General features: G+C 74.3%; 14 protein-coding genes and 3 tRNA genes. 9 read left to right on the top strand and 8 right to left on the bottom strand.

The window, feature by feature from the left end; genetic code table 11:
- Positions 1–127 precede the first annotated feature (127 nt).
- Both SPI96_RS04815 and SPI96_RS04810 read right to left on the bottom strand, forming a co-directional pair.
- On the bottom strand, positions 128–808 hold the full coding sequence (locus SPI96_RS04815; protein WP_321081230.1) for a response regulator transcription factor: 681 nt from the start codon (positions 806–808) through the stop codon (positions 128–130).
- Complete coding sequence (locus tag SPI96_RS04810) at positions 805–2,022, bottom strand: sensor histidine kinase (RefSeq protein WP_321081229.1); 1,218 nt, start codon at positions 2,020–2,022, stop codon at positions 805–807. The genes SPI96_RS04815 and SPI96_RS04810 overlap by 4 nt, the downstream gene beginning before the upstream one ends.
- A gap of 153 nt (positions 2,023–2,175) precedes the next feature.
- On the opposite strand from SPI96_RS04810, the gene phoU reads away from it, so the two are divergent.
- Positions 2,176–2,847 carry a phosphate signaling complex protein PhoU gene (phoU, locus tag SPI96_RS04805; protein ID WP_321081228.1) on the top strand — a complete coding sequence of 224 codons (672 nt, stop codon included), beginning with the start codon at positions 2,176–2,178 and terminating at the stop codon, positions 2,845–2,847.
- A 37-nt stretch (positions 2,848–2,884) separates the two neighbouring features.
- On the opposite strand, the gene SPI96_RS04800 is transcribed toward phoU, so the two are convergent.
- Positions 2,885–3,640 (bottom strand): phosphoglyceromutase, encoded by a 756-nt coding sequence (locus SPI96_RS04800; protein WP_321081227.1) that lies wholly within the window; start codon positions 3,638–3,640, stop codon positions 2,885–2,887.
- A gap of 51 nt (positions 3,641–3,691) precedes the next feature.
- On the opposite strand from SPI96_RS04800, the gene SPI96_RS04795 reads away from it, so the two are divergent.
- Positions 3,692–4,540 carry a class I SAM-dependent methyltransferase gene (locus SPI96_RS04795; RefSeq protein ID WP_321081226.1) on the top strand — a complete coding sequence of 283 codons (849 nt, stop codon included), beginning with the start codon at positions 3,692–3,694 and terminating at the stop codon, positions 4,538–4,540.
- Positions 4,541–4,580: 40 nt separating this feature from the next.
- Here the strand turns inward: SPI96_RS04795 and SPI96_RS04790 are convergent, their stop codons facing one another.
- Entirely contained in the window at positions 4,581–4,961 is a 381-nt protein-coding gene (locus SPI96_RS04790; RefSeq protein WP_321081225.1) for a DUF2516 family protein, read from the bottom strand.
- 30 nt (positions 4,962–4,991) lie between these two features.
- Between SPI96_RS04790 and tmk the strand changes: the two genes are divergently transcribed.
- The 3 genes from tmk (at position 4,992) to SPI96_RS04775 (ending at position 7,646) form a co-directional block, all read left to right on the top strand.
- Positions 4,992–5,699, top strand: coding sequence for a dTMP kinase (gene tmk, locus SPI96_RS04785; protein ID WP_321081224.1), 708 nt, complete (start codon positions 4,992–4,994; stop codon positions 5,697–5,699).
- On the top strand, positions 5,696–6,904 hold the full coding sequence (locus tag SPI96_RS04780; protein ID WP_321081223.1) for a DNA polymerase III subunit delta': 1,209 nt from the start codon (positions 5,696–5,698) through the stop codon (positions 6,902–6,904). Before tmk ends, SPI96_RS04780 begins: the two co-directional genes overlap by 4 nt.
- 665 nt (positions 6,905–7,569) lie before the next feature.
- Positions 7,570–7,646, top strand: a tRNA-Thr gene (locus SPI96_RS04775).
- A gap of 60 nt (positions 7,647–7,706) precedes the next feature.
- Here SPI96_RS04775 and SPI96_RS04770 read toward each other — a convergent pair.
- Positions 7,707–8,159 carry a hypothetical protein gene (locus SPI96_RS04770; protein WP_321081222.1) on the bottom strand — a complete coding sequence of 151 codons (453 nt, stop codon included), beginning with the start codon at positions 8,157–8,159 and terminating at the stop codon, positions 7,707–7,709.
- Between the two features lie 240 nt (positions 8,160–8,399).
- Here SPI96_RS04770 and SPI96_RS04765 point away from each other — a divergent pair.
- A tRNA-Ser gene (locus SPI96_RS04765) sits at positions 8,400–8,487 on the top strand.
- A gap of 291 nt (positions 8,488–8,778) precedes the next feature.
- Entirely contained in the window at positions 8,779–11,352 is a 2,574-nt protein-coding gene (locus SPI96_RS04760) for a bifunctional metallophosphatase/5'-nucleotidase (RefSeq protein WP_321081221.1), read from the top strand.
- A 111-nt stretch (positions 11,353–11,463) separates the two neighbouring features.
- On the opposite strand, the gene SPI96_RS04755 is transcribed toward SPI96_RS04760, so the two are convergent.
- A complete protein-coding gene (locus SPI96_RS04755) occupies positions 11,464–13,452 on the bottom strand; it encodes an FAD/NAD(P)-binding protein (protein WP_321081220.1) in 1,989 nt (662 codons plus the stop codon).
- Positions 13,453–13,742: 290 nt separating this feature from the next.
- Here SPI96_RS04755 and SPI96_RS04750 point away from each other — a divergent pair, with 290 nt between their 5' ends.
- Positions 13,743–14,510 (top strand): PRC and DUF2382 domain-containing protein, encoded by a 768-nt coding sequence (locus tag SPI96_RS04750; protein WP_321081219.1) that lies wholly within the window; start codon positions 13,743–13,745, stop codon positions 14,508–14,510.
- Positions 14,511–14,693: 183 nt separating this feature from the next.
- Positions 14,694–14,782 (top strand) — tRNA-Ser (locus SPI96_RS04745).
- 93 nt (positions 14,783–14,875) lie between these two features.
- On the opposite strand, the gene SPI96_RS04740 is transcribed toward SPI96_RS04745, so the two are convergent.
- The gene (locus SPI96_RS04740) at positions 14,876–15,754 is read right to left on the bottom strand and encodes a hypothetical protein (protein WP_321081218.1); all 879 of its coding nucleotides are present in this window, start codon (positions 15,752–15,754) and stop codon (positions 14,876–14,878) included.
- Between the two features lie 76 nt (positions 15,755–15,830).
- Complete coding sequence (locus SPI96_RS04735) at positions 15,831–17,045, bottom strand: MFS transporter (RefSeq protein ID WP_321081217.1); 1,215 nt, start codon at positions 17,043–17,045, stop codon at positions 15,831–15,833.
- Positions 17,046–17,063: the final 18 nt, after the last annotated feature.

The following is a 17,063-nucleotide window of genomic DNA, read 5'->3' as shown; positions in this document are numbered from 1 at the left end:
GGCGGGGCCCGCCCCGGGGCCCGGCCGTCACCCCCCCCGGGCCCCCCCCCCGCCCGGGGGGGGGTGGGGGGCGCCGTCGTCCTGGGGAGGGCCGGAGGCCTCGACCCGCCGAGGCGGGACCGCCGGCTCAGGCCTCGAACTTGTAGCCCAGGCCGCGCACGGTCACGATGTACCGCGGGCTCGACGGGTCGGGCTCGATCTTCGAGCGCAGCCGCTTCACGTGGACGTCGAGGGTCTTGGTGTCCCCCACGTAGTCGGACCCCCACACCCGGTCGATCAGCTGCCCGCGCGTGAGCACCCGGCCCGCATTGCGCAGCAGCATCTCCAGGAGCTCGAACTCCTTGAGCGGCAGCGCCACCTGCTCGCCCTCCACGGACACCACATGCCGCTCCACGTCCATCCGCACCGGGCCCGCGGCCACGGTGGAGGACACCAGCTCCTCCGGCTCCCCCCGCCGGCGCAGCACCGCCCGCACACGCGCCACGAGCTCACGCGAGGAGTACGGCTTGGTCACGTAGTCGTCCGCGCCCAGCTCGAGGCCCACCACCTTGTCGATCTCCGAGTCCTTGGCGGTCAGCATGATCACCGGCACGTTGGAGCGCTGGCGCACCTGGCGGCAGACCTCCGTGCCGGACATCCCCGGGAGCATGAGGTCCAGCAGGATCAGGTCCGCCCCGCTGCGCTCGAACTCCTCCAGGGCGGTGTTCCCGTCCGCGGCGACCTCCACCTCGAACCCCTCCTTCGTGAGGAGGTAGGAGAGGGGGTCGCTGAAGGACTCCTCGTCCTCGACGATCAGGATGCGGCTCATGCGCTGAGCTCCTTCCGGGAGGCGGCGGCCGCGGCACGGCCGCGACGCTCGGGGGCGGGGTGCGCCGAGTCGTCGAGGACACCGGGGGCGGCGTCCTCCCACTCGGGGAGTCGGATGGTGAAGGTGGAGCCGCGCCCGGGCTCCGACCAGAGGGTGACCTCGCCGCCGTGGTTGCGCACCACGTGCTTGACGATGCTCAGGCCGAGGCCGGTGCCGCCGGTCTGCCGGGACCGGGCCGCATCCACCCGGTAGAAGCGCTCGAAGACCCGCTCTTGCTCCTCCGGGGGGATGCCCATGCCCTGGTCTGTGACGGTCACCTGCGCGAGCCCGTCCCTGGAGGCCAGGCCGACGCCCACCGTGGTGCCCTCCGGGGAGTAGCGCACGGCGTTGTCCACGAGGTTGCGCACGGCGGTGAGCAGCTGGTCGGGGTCCCCGTGCACGGGGTTGCGGACATGGCCTCCGACCTTGATCTCGATGCCCCGGGCCTCGGCGGTCAGCCGGAGCCGGTCCACGGCGTCGACCACGAGCGCCTCCAGGTCCACGGCGCGACCCTCCTGCACCACGTCCTTGGCCTGCAGCCGGGAGAACTCGATGATGTCCTGCACGAGCGCGGCCAGGCGGGTCGACTCCACCCCCAGCCGGCCGGCGAAGCGGCGCACGGCGTCCTCGTCCTCGGCGGCGTCGGCGATGGCCTCGGAGAGCAGGGAGATCGCGCCCACGGGGGTCTTGAGCTCGTGGGAGACGTTCACCACGAAGTCGTGCCGCATGGCCTCTGTGCGGGTCAGGTCCGTGCGATCGTCGGCGAGGATGAGGATGTACTCCTCGTCCAGGGGGGCGACCCGCACCTCCACCACGATGCTCGAGCGGCCCAGCGGGCCCCGGGAGAGCTCGAGGCGGCGCTCGAGGATCACGCCGTCGGCGCGCACGCTGCCGGTCAGCTCCGCCAGCTCGGCGTGCACGAGCGAGTGGCCGCGCACGAGGCCGAAGGCGTAGGCGGAGGGGTTGGCCCGCACGACGCCGTCCACGGCGTCCACGACGACGTAGGCGCGGCCGATCACGGAGAGCACCTCCGCCGCTCCCGGGGTGAGGGTGGGCTCCTCGACCGCGAGGTCCACGGCCCGGGAGCGCTCGGATGCCCGGAAGGCGAGCATGGAGGCCACGCCGATGAACAGTCCGACCGCGCCGCAGAGCAGGCCGATGATGACGGGATCCACGGTCTCAGCCTAGCCGCCCGGGACGGCCCCGACAGCGGCCACAGGTGCGTCAGACCGCGGTCGACGCGTGTTCACGTGGCGTTCATCCAGGGGTGGGAGCATCAGGGTTTCGTCGCACGCCGACCGCCTCACCCACCCGGACAGGAGCCACCCATGCGGGAGCAGTACCGGATCGAGCTGCGTCGCCTCTCCCGCGACCTCACGGAGATCGCCCGGCTCGTCCACCGCGCCATCCTGGACGCCCGCACCGCGCTGGAGAGCGCCGACGTCCACCTGGCCCAGCAGGTCATCTCCGAGGACGCTCGGATCGACCGGCTCCAGAACACCCTGGACGAGCAGGCCGTGCGCCTGCTCGCCCTCCAGGCGCCCGTCGCCACGGACCTGCGGGCCGTCGTCGCGAGCCTGCGGATGAGCGCCTCGCTCGAGCGCATGGGCGACCTCGCCCGCCACATCGCCCAGCTCACCCGGCTGCGCTACCCCGAACACGTGCTCCCCGACTGCGTGCAGGAGCTGTTCGCGCGGATGGCCGACGCCGCCGTCGAGGTGGCCGAGGAGACCGTGATGCTGCTCGACTCCCGGGACCTGGTGCACGCTGACCGCGTGGACGCGGTCAACACGCGCATGAACGAGCTGCACGCCTCCGTGTTCCGCGCCATCGCGGCCCCCTCGTGGACGGCGACGCCGGCCACCACCACGGACGTCACCCTCGCCTCCCGCTACCTCGAGCGGTTCACCGACCACGGGGTCTCCGTGGCGGACAAGACCCGCTACCTCGTGACCGGGGAGTGGACGGCGCACGGCGGGCCCGAGACCGGTCGGTCCTGACCGGCTCCCGGGCCCGCTGAGGCGGAGGCGGAGGGGCTCAGTGCTTGTCGCCCTGGGCGGCCACCGCGGCTGCACCGGCGGCCGCAGCCTCCGGGTCCAGGTAGCGCCCGCGCGGGGTCACCGGCTTCAGGTCCGCGTCCAGCTCGTAGTGCAGCGGGATGCCCGTGGGGATGTTCAGGCCGGCGATCTCGTCGTCCGAGATGCCGTCCAGGTGCTTGACCAGGGCACGCAGCGAGTTGCCGTGCGCGGCCACCAGCACCGTCCGGCCCGCCTTCAGATCCGGGACGATCTGCTCCTGCCAGTACGGCAGCAGCCGGTCGATGACCTGTTTGAGGGCCTCCGTGCGCGGGGCGGCCGGGCCGATGTCCCGGTAGCGCTCGTCCCCGGCCTGCGAGAACTCGGAGTCGTCCTCCAGGGGCGGCGGCGGGACGTCGAAGGAGCGACGCCACACCATGAACTGTTCCTCGCCGAACTCCTCCTTCACCTGCGCCTTGTCCTTGCCCTGCAAGGCGCCGTAGTGGCGCTCATTCAGGCGCCAGGAGCGCTTCACGGGGATCCACTGGCGGTCCGCGGCCTCGAGGGCGAGGTTCGCCGTCGTGATGGCCCGCTTCAGCAGGGAGGTGTGCAGCACGTCCGGCAGCAGCCCCTCGGCGGCGAGCAGCTCACCACCCCGGGCGGCCTCGGCACGGCCCTTCTCCGTGAGGGGCACGTCCACCCAGCCCGTGAAGAGGTTCTTCTCGTTCCAGTCGCTCTGACCGTGCCGCAGCAGGATCAGGTTGTAGGTCTCAGCCATGCGGCCATCCTAGGTCTCTTCCACTCCCAGGCCATGGCTAGGCTGACGCCCATGGTCCAGAAGGCGCGACGGCTGCTGCTCGGGGGCCGCCCCGCCCGCACCGGGGCCCGCGGGGCCCGCCCCCAGGGGCACATCACCCGCGGCACCACCGCCGCCCAGCGCATGCGCCGCGTGGACCGCTGGCTCACCGACGTCCACGCCGCCCGGCTGCGCGCCGAGCCGACGCCCCTGGCCGTGGACCTCGGCTTCGGCGCCGAACCGGTCACCGCCGTCGAGATGCACACCCGGCTGCGCGCCGTGGCCCCCGGCCTGCAGCTGGTGGGCATGGAGATCGACCCGGAGCGCGTGGCCCACGCCCGCGCTGTCGCCCCGCCCGCACCGGGGCTGGACTGGGCGCTGGGCGGGTTCGAGCTGGCCACGGACCGCCCGCCGACCGTGGTGCGCGCCTTCAACGTGCTGCGCCAGTACCGGGAGGAGGACGTCCCGGAGATCTGGGCGCTGCTGCGCTCCCGCCTCGCCCCTCACGGGGTGCTCGTGGAGGGCACCTGCTCCGAAGACGGCCGCCGCGCCGCCTGGGTGGACCTGCGCCCGGACGGCCCGGCCTCCCTCACCCTGGCGATGCGGCTCGGGGCCTTCGAGCGGCCCTCCGACGTGGCCGAGCGACTGCCCAAGGCCCTCATCCACCGGCACGTGCCCGGCGAGCCCGTGCACCGGCTGCTCGCCGACGCCGACGCCGCCTGGACCCACCACGCACCCCTCGCCGTCCACGGGGCGCGGCAGCGGTGGCTCGCGACCGTCCGCGCCCTGCGCGCGGCCGGGTGGCCCGTGCTCGGGCGCGAGCGCCAGTGGCGGCGCGGCGAGGTCAGCGTGCGCTGGGAGGCGGTGGCGCCGTCGTCGTGAGGGCGGTGCGTCGGGGCGGACGGATCCGCTCCCGGATCGCTCAGCGGCGGGTGCGGGGGGCCATCCGCTCACGCGGACCGGCCAGGTAGACGGCCGCCACACACAGCGCCGCGAGGCTGAACATGTCGAAGCCCGCGATCAGGCGCGTGGTCAGCAGGCCGACCGCCAGCGCCCCGCCCGTGAGCAGGAGCCAGAACGTCTTGGTGCGCTCACCGGCGCGCACGAAGGCCTCGGCGGGGCGGAGGGCGGCATCCGCGACCGCCCACACCTCCAGGCCGAGGGCCACGACCTTGAGCAGGAGGAACAGCCAGAACTCGACCGTCATCGCGAAGGCCATGGGGGCGCTGAGCATCATGCCTGCCAGTGTAGGCGGCAGGGCGACGACGGCGCCCGCCGCCTCCGCGCCGGGCGGACCGCTCACGGCGTCCGCCGCCCCGTCTACCCTCGGAGGGTGAGCACCTCCCCGCAGACCCCCGGATCCGAACGACCCGGACTGTTCGTCGCCTTCGAGGGCGCGGACGGCTCCGGCAAGTCCACCCAGGCGCGCGCCGTCGCCGAGGCCCTGCGTGCCCGGGGCCGGCAGGTGCTGCTGACCCGCGAGCCCGGCGGCTCGGACCTCAGCGAGGCCCTGCGCGGGCTGTTGCTGGACCCGGCCCACGCCCCCGTGGACCCGCGCACCGAGGCCCTGCTGTTCGCGGCGGCCCGTGCCGCCCACGTGGAGCGGACCGTGCGCCCGGCGCTCGCGGCTGGCACGGTGGTGCTCACGGACCGCTACGTGGACTCCTCGATCGCCTACCAGGGGGCGGTGCGAGGGCTGGGGGCCGAGCGCATCGCCGAGCTGAACGTGTGGGCCACCCAGGGCCTGGAGCCGGACCTGACGGTGCTGCTGGACGTGGACGCCGCCACGGCCGCCGGGCGGCGGGCGGGCCGGCACACCGGCACCGGTCAGGGGCCGGACCGGATGGAGCAGGAGACCGCGGCCGCACACGAGACCCTGCGGGCCGCGTTCCGGGCGCGGGCGCAGGCCTGGCCGCAGCGGTACCTCGTGCTGGAGGCCGCCGCCCCCGCCGAGGCCCTGACGGAGGCGGTGCTGACGCGTCTGACGGCCCTGGAGCGCGAGCCGGGCGGGCAGCCCCGGTCGGGCGGGGGCCGGGCGTGAGCGCGGCACCGGAGGGGGCTTCGGCGGGGGTGCCCGAGGCGTTCGCGGACCTGCCCGGGCAGGGGGCCGCCGTCGAGCAGCTGCGCCGGGCCGCGGTCGAGGACCGGCCGACCCACGCCTGGCTGTTCACCGGGCCTCCGGGGTCGGGGCGCTCCTCCGCGGCCCGGGCCTTCGCCGCGGCGCTGCAGTGCGAGCAGGCCGCCCCCGACGCGCGGGGCTGCGGCCGCTGCCATGCGTGCCGCACGTGCCTGGCCGGCACCCACCCGGACGTCACGGTGCTCGCTACGGAGGCGGTGTCCTATCGGATCGAGGACGTCCGGGAGCTCGTGGAGGCCGGGCAGTCGGCCCCGGCCACCGGGCGGTGGCGGGTGTTCGTGATGGAGGACGCGGACCGCATGACCGAGCGGGCCACCAACGTGCTGCTCAAAGCGATCGAGGAGCCGCCCCCGCGAACCATCTGGATGCTGTGCGCCCCCTCCCCGGCGGACGTGCTGCCGACCATCCGCTCCCGGTGCCGGCTGGTGGGCCTGCGCATCCCGGAGGTCTGTGAGGTGGCGGAGCTGCTGGTGCGCCGGGACGGCGTGGACCCGGACACGGCGCTGCTGACCGCGCGCATCGCCCAGTCCCATGTGGGGGTGGCCCGCCGGCTGGCCCGGGACCCGGAGGCGCTGCGCCGGCGCGAGGAGGTGGTCTCCCTGCCCCTGCGAGCCACCGCGGTGTCCACGGCGATGGAGACCGCCGCGGAGCTCGTGCGGGTCTCGGCCGCCGAGGCGGAGTCCTCCGCGCAGGCCCGCGACGCCGCCGAGCTGGCGACCCTGCGGCGTCAGCTCGGCCTCACGGAGGATGAGCCGGTGCCGCCGAAGCTGCGCCAGCAGGTGAAGCGGCTCGAGGAGGATCAGGCCCGCCGGCGCAAGCGCTCCACCCGGGACGCCCTGGACCGCGCCATGGTGGACCTGATCGGCCTGTTCCGGGACGTGCTGCGCGTGCAGCTCGGGGCGGAGGGCGAGCTCGTGAACGAGCACCGCCGGGCGGAGGTGGAGCGCTACGCGGCCGGCCCCGCCGGGACCTCTGCGGAGGTGGTAACCCGCATCGACGCCGTCACCACGGCCCGGGAGCGGTTGGCCGGGAACGTGCCCGAGCAGCTGGCGGTCGAGGCGCTGATGCTGGCGCTGATCCCTCGCCGCCGGGGCCGCCCCGGCCGGTGAACGGCTCAGGCCAGGGCCGCCGCCACGAGGGCGGGCACCTGGGCCACGGAGTCCACCACATGGTCCGCGCCGGCCTCCCGGAGCCGGGTCTCGGAGTCCTGCCCGGTGAGGACGCCGACCACCGTGCCGGCCCCGCCCGGCGGCCTGCGAGGACGTCCGCGGCGGTGTCCCCCACGGTCACCACCGAGCGCACGCCCTCCAGGCCCATCCAGCCCAGCGACTCCAGGATCATGTTCTGGGTGTGGCGGGCGAACCCCGTGCAGAGGCAGAGGTCCAGCCCCAGCCCCCGCAGCCGGCCCAGCACCTCCTCGGCCCCGGGCAGGGCCGTGACCCCGTGTGGTGCCGGACATGTCGACGACGGCGAGTTGCGGGCGCACGTGTGTCCGGGCCGGGGTTGCGGGTCGGGGAGCGGTGGCGGGGCGGACGTCGGGGTGCAGTCTCATGCGGCGGCTCCGGCGGAGGTGGGAGGGGGGCAGCCCGGTGGCGCAGGGGCTACGGGCCGGCGTGGGCTCCCAGTCCGCTGGCCGGAGCTGACCTCCGCGTGGACGGCGTGTGAACGTCCGCGGAGGATCCGGCCACGATCCCGTGGCGACGGCGCCCGGGTGCTTTGATCTCGCAGGGCCGGACAGGGTAAAGTGGTCAGCCGTGGCCGATGTCGGCCATGTGCCTCCTTAGCTCAGCTGGCCAGAGCAGCTCCCTCGTAAAGAGCAGGTCGCCGGTTCGAATCCGGCAGGGGGCTCCACAGGACCCCGTCGCCTCCGTGCGGCGGGGTCCTTCGTCGTTCCGGGGGTGCGGCCCGGGCTCAGGCCCGCCCGGACAGTGCCTCGGCGCGGGCCACGTGGGCGAGGGTGCGCTCGGCGTGGCGCCCGACGGCGTCGGAGGAGCCCTGACCGAGCCGGAACATGGCGGCCGCCTGGGCCGTCGCGGCCAGCTCGTGGGAGGCCCGGGAGAGCTCCCGGTGGGCGTCGGCCGCCGCCGGCGGGACCCGCTGCTCGTCGTCGCCGGGATGCGTGGCCCGCAGCCGGGCGCAGAGCCTCCGCACCCGCGGCAGCGCCTCGGCGAGCACGTTGCCGGCGTGGACCACCCCGTTGCGCTGCTCGGGGGTGAGCGTTGAGGCGGAGCGCTCGTCCAGCACCACCTGCCAGTACCGCTCCAGGGCCCGGGCGAAGCGGTCGTGGCCGCGCCGCCACAGGCCGGTGCCGAGCTCGCGGTCGTCGGCCCGGGACTGCCGCAGCCGGGCGAGCGGGCCCCTCATCGACGCGCCCCCGGGGTGCGGGTGCGGCCTCGCGACGGGACGGCCGGCGTCGTCGGCTCCATGTATGTCCTCCTCCGTGGGGCGGCGGGTGCCGCCGCGGACGCTCGGGCCCGCGTGCGCGGTGCGTGGACGTCCATCCTCTCCCCCGCGGGCGTCCCGGGGCCACCGGCCGGACCCGGGACCACCGGCTAGAGTGGACCCCGCGGACCCCGCGGCCCTCTGTGCCCCGGCCGGTCCGAGGGATGGTTGTCCGAGCGGCCGAAGGAGACGGTCTTGAAAACCGTTGCGCGGTGACCCCGTGCCGGGGGTTCGAATCCCCCACCATCCGCTTCTGACTGGGCATGATGCAGGATTCTCATCCGCTCCGCCTCGCGCCGGCCGGCCCGTTCAGGCCCCCTGTGCGGCCGAACCGTGGCCGGCGGCGCGGGACAGTGGCGTGCGGCACCGGAGCCTCACGCGGATCGTCCCCGGACGGAACACAGCGTTCACCGAGATGACATGTGGCTATGGTCTGGTGGTGACGATGCGCGGGTCCCGTGCCCGCGCCGCTCCACCCCTCCGCGCCGGCCTCCGCCCCGTGCGTCATGGCGCCGGCGCCCGTTCCCCGGGAGTCCCACCCATGCCGCGCTCGCCCCGCACCCGCCAGAGCAGCCTGTTCCACCGCCGCGCCGCCGCCGCCGTCGCCTGCACCACGCTCGTGCTGGCCCCCGCCGCCTCGGCACCCGCGATGGCCGTGGAGGCCGCCGACGGCACCCGCACCATCTCGATCCTCTCGTTCAACGACTTCCACGGTGCCCTCTCCCCGGACTACGCGGGCACCCAGTTCGCGGACACGGTGGAGGACTACCGCACCGCCTTCGAGGCCCGCCACGGGGCCGGGTCCGTGCTGCTCACGAGCGCCGGAGACCTGATCGGCGGCTCCGCCTCGGTGTCCAACGTGCAGCAGGACACCCCGACCATCGACATCATGAACGCCCTCGGACTGCAGGCCCTCACGGCCGGCAACCACGAGTTCGACCGGGGCCTGGACGACCTTCAGGGCCGGGTGGCTTCACGGGCGGACTTCCCCGTGATCGCCGCCAACGTGCTGGACCCCGCCACCGGCCGCCCCGTGCTCGCCCCCTCGCAGATCCTGGACGTCGACGGCGTGCGGGTCGCCGTGATCGGTGCTGCCCCGAACGATCTGTACGCGACCACCACCGGCGCCGGCCTGCGCGGCAGCCTCGTGGAGGACATGGTGGACGCCGTCAACGCGGAGGCTCGCCGCATCCAGGCCGCCGGCACCGCGGACGTGATCGTGGCCTCCTACCACGACGGCGCCGCCGGCACCCGCCCGCTCGCTCAGGAGCTGGGCCACCGCGAGATCTTCGACCGCATCGTGCAGGACACCGATCCGGCGGTGGACGTGATCTTCAACGGCCACACCCACCGGCTGTACTCCCACACCACAGACAACGGCGGGGTCCCCCGCCCCGTGATGCAGGCGGGCGCCTCGGGCAGCGACCTGGCCGCCGTCGAGATCACCCTGGACGCCTCGGGCCAGGTGGTGGACACCACCGCCCAGCTGCTGCCGCGCTCCACCCAGGCCCCCGCCGAGGCCGCCGCTGAGTCCCCCGTGACCGCCGAGGTCTACCGGATCGAGCAGGAGGCGGTGGCGGTCTTCGAGGACATGAAGTCCCAGCGCATCGCCACCATCTCCGGGGACATCACCACGGACTACGCCACGCGGATCGCCGCGGGCGGCACGTGGCGGGCCGGCGGCACCCGCACGGCCGAGACCACCCTGGGCAACTGGGTGGCGAACTCCATCAAGCACTCGGTCTCCGCGGCCAACCCGGAGGTGGACCTCGCCGTCATGAACCCGGGCAGCGTGCGCTCCGAGCTGTTCGTGGACCGCTTCAACTCGGGGGGCACCTTCACGCCCAAGCCCGCGGACCTGGCCGGCGCCCTGACGATGGGCGAGGTGATGGACGTCGCCCCGTTCGGCAACACCCTGACCTACTTCGACCTGCCTGGCTCCTCCATCAAGGCCGCGCTCGAGCAGAACTGGCGCGATGGGGAGCGGACGTTCACCCTCGCCTGGTCCGAGGGCCTGACCTGGACCTACGACGACGCCCGCCCCCAGGGGGAGAAGGTGACCGGCGTGTGGGTCGACGGTGAGCCGCTCGTGATGGACCGCATGTACACCGTGGCCACGCAGTCGTTCCTCTCGGACGACACGTGGGTCTCCATGGGCGATCCGGCCAAGGCCCCCGACGGCTACTCGGCGTTCGCGGTCGGCCGCGAGAACTTCGTGGACCTGGGTGTGCTGGACACCACCGCGGTGCTCTCCTATGCCCGCGCGCAGGAGGCGGCGGACGGCGCCGTACACCCGGACTTCACCAAGCAGGGTGTGCCCATCACGGATGCCCCGGGCGCCGTGGCCGCTGGGAAGCAGATCGTGCTCACCCTGGGCGATCTCATGATCGATTCCGACGGCGCCCCTGCCCCGACCGCGGTGGACGTCGCCTTCGTACCGGCCGGCGGGCAGTCCGTCGAGCTGGGGTCCGTGCCGGTGGCGGCGGGCGAGGAGTCCGTGACCCTCTCGGGCATCGCCGCGCCGCAGACCGCGGGCGCCGGGGAGCTCGTGATGACGGTGCGCTACGCCGACGGCACCACCAGCGTGGTGCGCCACGTCCTCGAGGTGACGGCTTCGACGACGCCGGCCGAGCCTGCTGAGCCTGCTGAGCCTGCTGAGCCCAGCATGCCTGTGGAGCCGACGGAGCCTGCTCAGCCCAGCGAGCCGGCACAGCCCGCTGAGCCCACCCGGCCGGCCGAGCCCTCCGCCCCGGCGGAGCCGACCGAGTCCGAGGCCCCGGTCCACCCCTCCCAGCCGGACGGCTCGGAGGCACCCGCTCAGCCCACCGCTCCGGTGGCCCCGGTCCCGGCCTCCTCGGAGCACTCGGAGCCGGTGAGCACGCCGGAGCCGACCGCCGAGCCCGCCCCCGTCGCTGAGCCCGCTCCCGTCGCTGAGACCACCCGGCCGGCCGAGCCCTCCGCCCCGGGGGCCGAGCCCACTGTGACGGACGAGCACCACGAGGTGCCCCGCCGGGTCGAGACCGGCGCCGACGTCCTGTGGCCCCTCGCTGGCCTGGGTGCCCTGGGAGCCGGTGTGCTGGCGCTGCTGCGCCGTCGTCTGTCCTCCGCTCGCTGACTCGAACGGACCCCCTCGCGGGGGAACGCCCCCGGGCACCCCGCAGGCAGACGCACAGAGGGGGCCGACCGACATCAGCCGGTCGGCCCCCCTCTGGTGTGCCCTGCCGGGTCAGCCGGCCAGCACGGAGCGGGCGGCGGCGTCGGCGTCGGCGAGGAACATCGCCCGCCCGGAGGCCTCCGCACCCGCCTCGGCGGCGATGGCGGTACCCCACTGCACCCCGGCCAGCTGCAGGCCCAGCACGAGGATCCGCTCGTGGACCGTCCCGTCGGCGGCACGCAGCCGGTAGGGGCGCGCGGTGACGTCGAACCCGGGGGTGGAGCGCCGCGAGCCCTCCTCGTCCTCCCAGGAGCCGGTAGCGGCCACCCCGTCGGCGAGCATCTGGCGGATCAGCGGCGAGACGGCGGCCTCCACCCGGTTGGCGGGCATCATCGCCTCCACCAGCCAGGTGCCCTCGACGACGGCGGGCCCCAGGGTGTTCGCGTCCCCCACCTGGGCGCTCTGCGCCCGGAAGCGGCCGGCGACGTCGTCGACGTCCACCGCCGGCTCGGGGCCGACCCAGCGGAGCAGCCCGGCACGGTGCAGCGCGAGCATCTGCTCGACGCGCCACAGGGGCGGGCCGGAGGCCAGACCCTCCACGAGCGGCTCGAACCAGCCCTGGATATCGGCGATCCGCGAGGCCTCAGAGATCAGCCCCTCCGCGACCCACGCCTTGATCCGCAGACGTCCGGCGTGGAGGGCACCGACGGCCATCATGAACGGCGAGTCCTCGCCGCGGGCCGCCTCGACGCAGGCCTGGCCCATGAGCTCGGCCACGGCCTCCTGGTACTCCTCGTCGCTGGCGAACACCTGGTCCCGGAAGGGGGCGGCGTACGCCCGGATGTCCAGGAAGCGGCGCTCGGGGGCGTAACGGTACAACAGCTCCTCGGCGTGCCGGGCCGTCACCGGGGCGCCGCGGCCGGCCTCCTCCAGGAGGCCGACGAGCTCGCCGAGGAAGCGGCGGGCGGCCACCGGGCCGCCGAGGATCTCCGGCTGCACCCGGACCATGGTCGCGTAGTAGTGGCGCACCACGTCACGGTGCAGCAGCGGCCAGATGTGCTCGGCCATGTCCAGGACGCCGTGTTCGCGCACCAGTGCGGCGACGGCCGCCTCCGAGAGGTACGCCAGCGAGACGCCGCGAGGCACGAACGCGTCCACCTCCGCCTTCGGCAGGTAGGGCACACCGCGCCGGGACATCCAGTGCATCCGCGGTTCGCGGCCGGAGGGCTCGTACCGCAGGGCCCTGCCCGCGCCCTCCCCCGTGCGCTGGTACACGCCGCCGCGGCCCTGGGTGAGCTGGGCGAGCAGGTCGAACGCGTTCAGTCCCATGCCGCGCACGAGCACGTCCGCGCCGTCCCCCACGACGGACCAGTCCACGTCTGCAGGGATCTGCGGGCCCTGGTAGTGCAGGTCCGGCCAGGTGCGGGCGGCCTGCGCCAGGCGCCGCTGGGCGGCGGTGAGCTCGGCGTCCTGGTGGCCCAGGCAGAGCACCACTGTGTCCGCCTCGAGCTCGGCCGGCGGGGCAGGCACGGTGGTGGCCGCCTCAGGGGGCAGAGGGGCCGGGCGCAGCTCGAGGCGGGCGCCGCCGTCGGCCCGCGGGTGCAGGGCGGTGACCTCGGCACGGTGCTCGAGGACCTCCTCGATCTCCGGGCGCAGGCGCAGCGCGCCGACGACGTCGCCGTAGAGGGAGCGCAGGTAGCGCCCGTACACGGCGCGGGCGGGGTACTGGTGGCGGAGCACATGCAGGCTCTCCTCGGGGTGCACGCGGCGCCACTGGTCGAAGGAGACGGCCACGGAGGAGGGGCGCAGGCCGGGGTTGTCTGCAGCAGAGGCCGTGGGGAAGAAGACGGGGGTGTTCATCAGGAAGTGCTCGGATTGGTCCGTGCGCCACACCCGGCCGGGGCCGGGGCGGAAGGGGTCGACGACGTGCACGCGCCACCGCGAGGGGACGTCGCCGGGGCGGATGCCCTCGAGTTGGGCCAGGAGCCGTTCCAGCACCATCACCCCGCGGGGCCCTGCGCCGACCACGACGAGCTCACGTATTTCCGTGGAATCCCGCATTCGAACCTCCCGAATTCATTCGCGCCTCTCGCGCGTTCCGCTCGCCCCCGTCCGGGGCGCGCCCAGCCTATCGACACCCGCCCGGACCATCTGTTATGCGACGGAAGGGGGTCGATCAGCGCTTGACAGAACCCCAGGCGAGAAGCCCTGTGACCAGCGATTCTGAGAGCAGGCTGGGAATCGAGAAACCGGGGAAGAGAGCGGTTGACGCCGCCGGAGCGCATGGGGAATGGTGCTGGCTGTACGGACAAGAAACCGAACAGAAGAAACTCTCAGAAGGAGATTCCACAATGGATCGCAACCTGCTCGACCAGCTCCAGAACGGCGACGTCTTCGGCACCGACGGCGAGAAGATCGGCTCCGTGGGCCAGGTGTACCTGGACGATGTGACCAACGAGCCCACCTTCGTGACCGTGAAGACCGGTCTGTTCGGCGCCAAGGAGACCTTCGTGCCGCTGCAGCAGGCGCAGACCACCGCCGACGGCGTCACCGTGCCCTACACCAAGGAGTTCGTGAAGGACGCCCCGAACGTGGACGCCGACGGCTCGCTCACCCCCGAGGAGGAGCAGCGCATCTACGAGTACTACTCCATGGACTACGCCGCCGCGGACCACGCCGACCGTCGTGAGGTCGTCGACGCCCCCGCCGCGGGTGTGGTCGAGACCGAGCGCCGCGAGGTCGCCGACGCCGACTCCGTCGTCGTGAAGGACGAGAGCCTGCAGGTCGGCACCGAGCGCCGCGCCACCGGCCGCGTGCGTCTGCGCAAGCAGTCCTACACCACCACCGAGACCGTCGAGGTGCCCGTCACCCGCGAGGAGGTCGTGGTGGAGCGCGTCGCCGTGGACCCGAACTCCGCCGAGGCCCGCGACTCCGCCGCTGACGGCGAGGTCGAGGTGACCACCTACGAGGAGACCCCGGTCGTCAACAAGACCGTCGAGGCCGAGAAGGTCTCCCTCGGCAAGCGCACCGTCCAGGACACCGAGACCGTGTCCGAGGAGCTGCGCCACGAGGACGTCACCATCGACGGCGACACCGACCGCGACGGCCGCCTGCGCTGAGCAGTCGAGCACCACAGCCGGCACGCCGGGGCTGAGCCCCGGTGACCGCTGAGACGAGGGCCCCGGATCATGGATGATCCGGGGCCCTCGTCCGTGCGGGCGGGGCCTCCTTTGCCCTGGTGCACCCGGCCACGCTAAGCTGGAGGACGTCCCCACGGGCCTGCAGGCCCACCGATGGGGAAGGGAGACGTGCCAGAGCGGCCGAATGGACTTCACTGCTAATGAAGGGTCCGGCGAAAGTCGGACCGGGGGTTCAAATCCCCCCGTCTCCGCGAGAAGCCCCCGGAACCCCAGTGGTTCCGGGGGCTTTCGCATGTCTGGGCCGTTCTCGCGGGCCCCGGCGCGAGTGTCAGCCGAAGGAGGGGTCAGTCGGTGCGGCCCTCGCGGCGGGCGCGCAGCTCCTTGAGCAGCTCGAAGGCCTCCGGCACGGACAGCTCCGAGTGCCCGGCCAGCTGCACGGCGGCGGACTCGAGGTTGCCGTCCCGGACCATGGCGGAGAGCTGGTCCCGCAGCCACGGAGGAAGGTCCCGGGAGGAGATGTGCACGGAGTCCGCACCGCGCACCACGTCCACCTCGAACGGCCGATCCTCGGGGGCCGGGGCCGCCGACCACTCGGCCGGGACGGTCAGCGCCTCCGCACCGGCACCTTCCCCGGTCTCGCCTGCGACGGGCTCCCCCGCACCGACCTCCTCACGACGCGCGGAGCCATCACGACGCACGGCCTCGTCCTGGGGGCCAGCCGCACCGGCCCGGTCGGCCGGCACCGGCTCGGCGCCCGACTCCCCCGACGGCAGCGGCGCCTGCGGCGCGGGGCCCGGGCCGTGGCCCGGCTCCACAGCATCAGGCGCGGGCTGCGGTGCGGGGTGGGGGCCGGCGTCGTCGGCGGGGAGCTCCTGCTCCATCGGGAGGGTGTACACCTGCGGGTGGGCGGCGAGCGCCTGCACGTCCAGCAGGCTGTCACGGCGGCCGCGGCCGGTGTGCTCACGGTAGGCGTGCAGGGCGTCCAGGGCCCGGCCCTGGGCGATGTGCCCGTAGACCGCACGGTGCGCGGCCTCCGTGAGCCGGGCGGAGGCCTGCCGGGCACGGTCCACCCCGACCTCCAGACCGCCCAGGGCGGAGGGGCCCGGCGCGGCAGCACCGGCGGGGCGGGCTCCACCGCGGCGGCCAGCGGACAGCCACCGCACGGCGGCCATGGTGAGGGCGCCGATCACCAGGACGGACAGGACCGGGACCACATATTCCATGCCGCCCAGTCTAGGGGCGGGACCGAGTACGGCCCGGTCAGGCACGGGCAGGCCCCGACGGCGACGAGGGCGGTCCTCAGCCCGCGAGCCGGCCCCGGGGGCCTCCGCGCAGGGCCACGGCGGCGATCATGAGCGCCGTCAGCGCCAACCCGATGACCATCAGCACGGTGCCCGTCCATCCGGCGGCCACATGGACCAGCCCGCCCACCCAACCGAAGACGCTGGAGCCGATGTAGTAGGCCAGCGTGTACAGCGACGTGGACTGCGCGCGACCCTGGGTGGGCGTGGTGCCCGCCCAGGCGGAGGCGACGGCGTGCGCGGCGAAGAACCCGCCGGTGGCCACCACGACGCCGGCCACCACAGCCCACGACGACGGGACCAGGGTGAGACACGCCCCGGCCACGAACAGGCAGGTGGCTCCGGTCAGCACCGGCAGCCGCCCCCGGCGCGCGGCCAGGCGCCCGGCCAGCGGAGAGGAGAACGTACCGGCCAGGTAGGCGATGAACACCAGGCCCACCGCCCAGACCGGCCAGGAGAATGGCGCGGCGAGCAGGGTGAAGCCGAGGTAGTTGTAGAGGGCCACGAAGCCGCCCATCAGGAGGGTCGCCTGCAGGTACACGGCCACGAGCTCGACCGAGCGCAGGTGCTGGAGCACCGTGCGGGCCAGACGGCGCGGGGACAGGGACGCGGGGGCGAAGGCGCGCTGGGCCGGCGTCACCAGGAGCGCCCCGACAGCGCAGGCCAGGCCGAGCGCGCTGACGGTGAGCAGCCCGCCCCGCCACCCCAGGGCCTCCCCGAGGGGGAGGGCCACGAGGCGACCGAGGAGACCGCCCAGGGTGACGCCGGCCACGTAGGTGCCCGCCGCCTGGGGCACGGCGCGAGGGGTGATCTCCTCCACCAGCAGGGCGACGGCGAGCCCTGCCACTCCACCGTGGGCGGCACCCTCGACCACCCGCAGCGCGATCATCCCGCCCAGGGCGGGCACGAGCCACACGGTCAAGGAGAGCGCGGAGGCGAGGATCACGGAGCAGCCGACGGCCGTGCGTCGCCCCCAGCGGTCGCCGGCCAGGGACCAGGGCAGCACGGACAGGGCCAGGCCCAGGGTGGCGGCGGAGACGAGGAGGGCGGCCTGGTGCGGCGGCACGCCGAGGTCCCGCCCCACCAGGGGCAGGAGGGCCTGGGGTGCGTAGAGCTGTGCGAAGGTGGCTAGGCCGGCCAGGAACAGGCCCAGCAGCAGACGACGGTAGGCGGCGGTGCCCGGCTCCAGCGGGTCGGATGGGGTAGGCGGCACCCGGCCACTGTAGCCGGG

This window comes from Micrococcus sp. (genome assembly GCF_034179925.1).
Taxonomy (GTDB): Bacteria; Actinomycetota; Actinomycetes; order Actinomycetales; family Micrococcaceae; genus Micrococcus.
This window is presented reverse-complemented; position numbering and strand designations above follow the sequence as displayed.

Coding starts and splice junctions, on each gene's coding strand:
- SPI96_RS04815 (WP_321081230.1), bottom strand. CDS start 808: ATGAGCCGCATCCTGATCGTCGAGGACGAGGAGTCCTTCAGCGACCCC.
- phoU (WP_321081228.1), top strand. CDS start 2,176: ATGCGGGAGCAGTACCGGATCGAGCTGCGTCGCCTCTCCCGCGACCTC.
- SPI96_RS04800 (WP_321081227.1), bottom strand. CDS start 3,640: ATGGCTGAGACCTACAACCTGATCCTGCTGCGGCACGGTCAGAGCGAC.
- SPI96_RS04795 (WP_321081226.1), top strand. CDS start 3,692: ATGGTCCAGAAGGCGCGACGGCTGCTGCTCGGGGGCCGCCCCGCCCGC.
- SPI96_RS04770 (WP_321081222.1), bottom strand. CDS start 8,159: ATGAGGGGCCCGCTCGCCCGGCTGCGGCAGTCCCGGGCCGACGACCGC.
- SPI96_RS04760 (WP_321081221.1), top strand. CDS start 8,779: ATGCCGCGCTCGCCCCGCACCCGCCAGAGCAGCCTGTTCCACCGCCGC.
- SPI96_RS04755 (WP_321081220.1), bottom strand. CDS start 13,452: ATGCGGGATTCCACGGAAATACGTGAGCTCGTCGTGGTCGGCGCAGGG.
- SPI96_RS04750 (WP_321081219.1), top strand. CDS start 13,743: ATGGATCGCAACCTGCTCGACCAGCTCCAGAACGGCGACGTCTTCGGC.
- SPI96_RS04740 (WP_321081218.1), bottom strand. CDS start 15,754: ATGGAATATGTGGTCCCGGTCCTGTCCGTCCTGGTGATCGGCGCCCTC.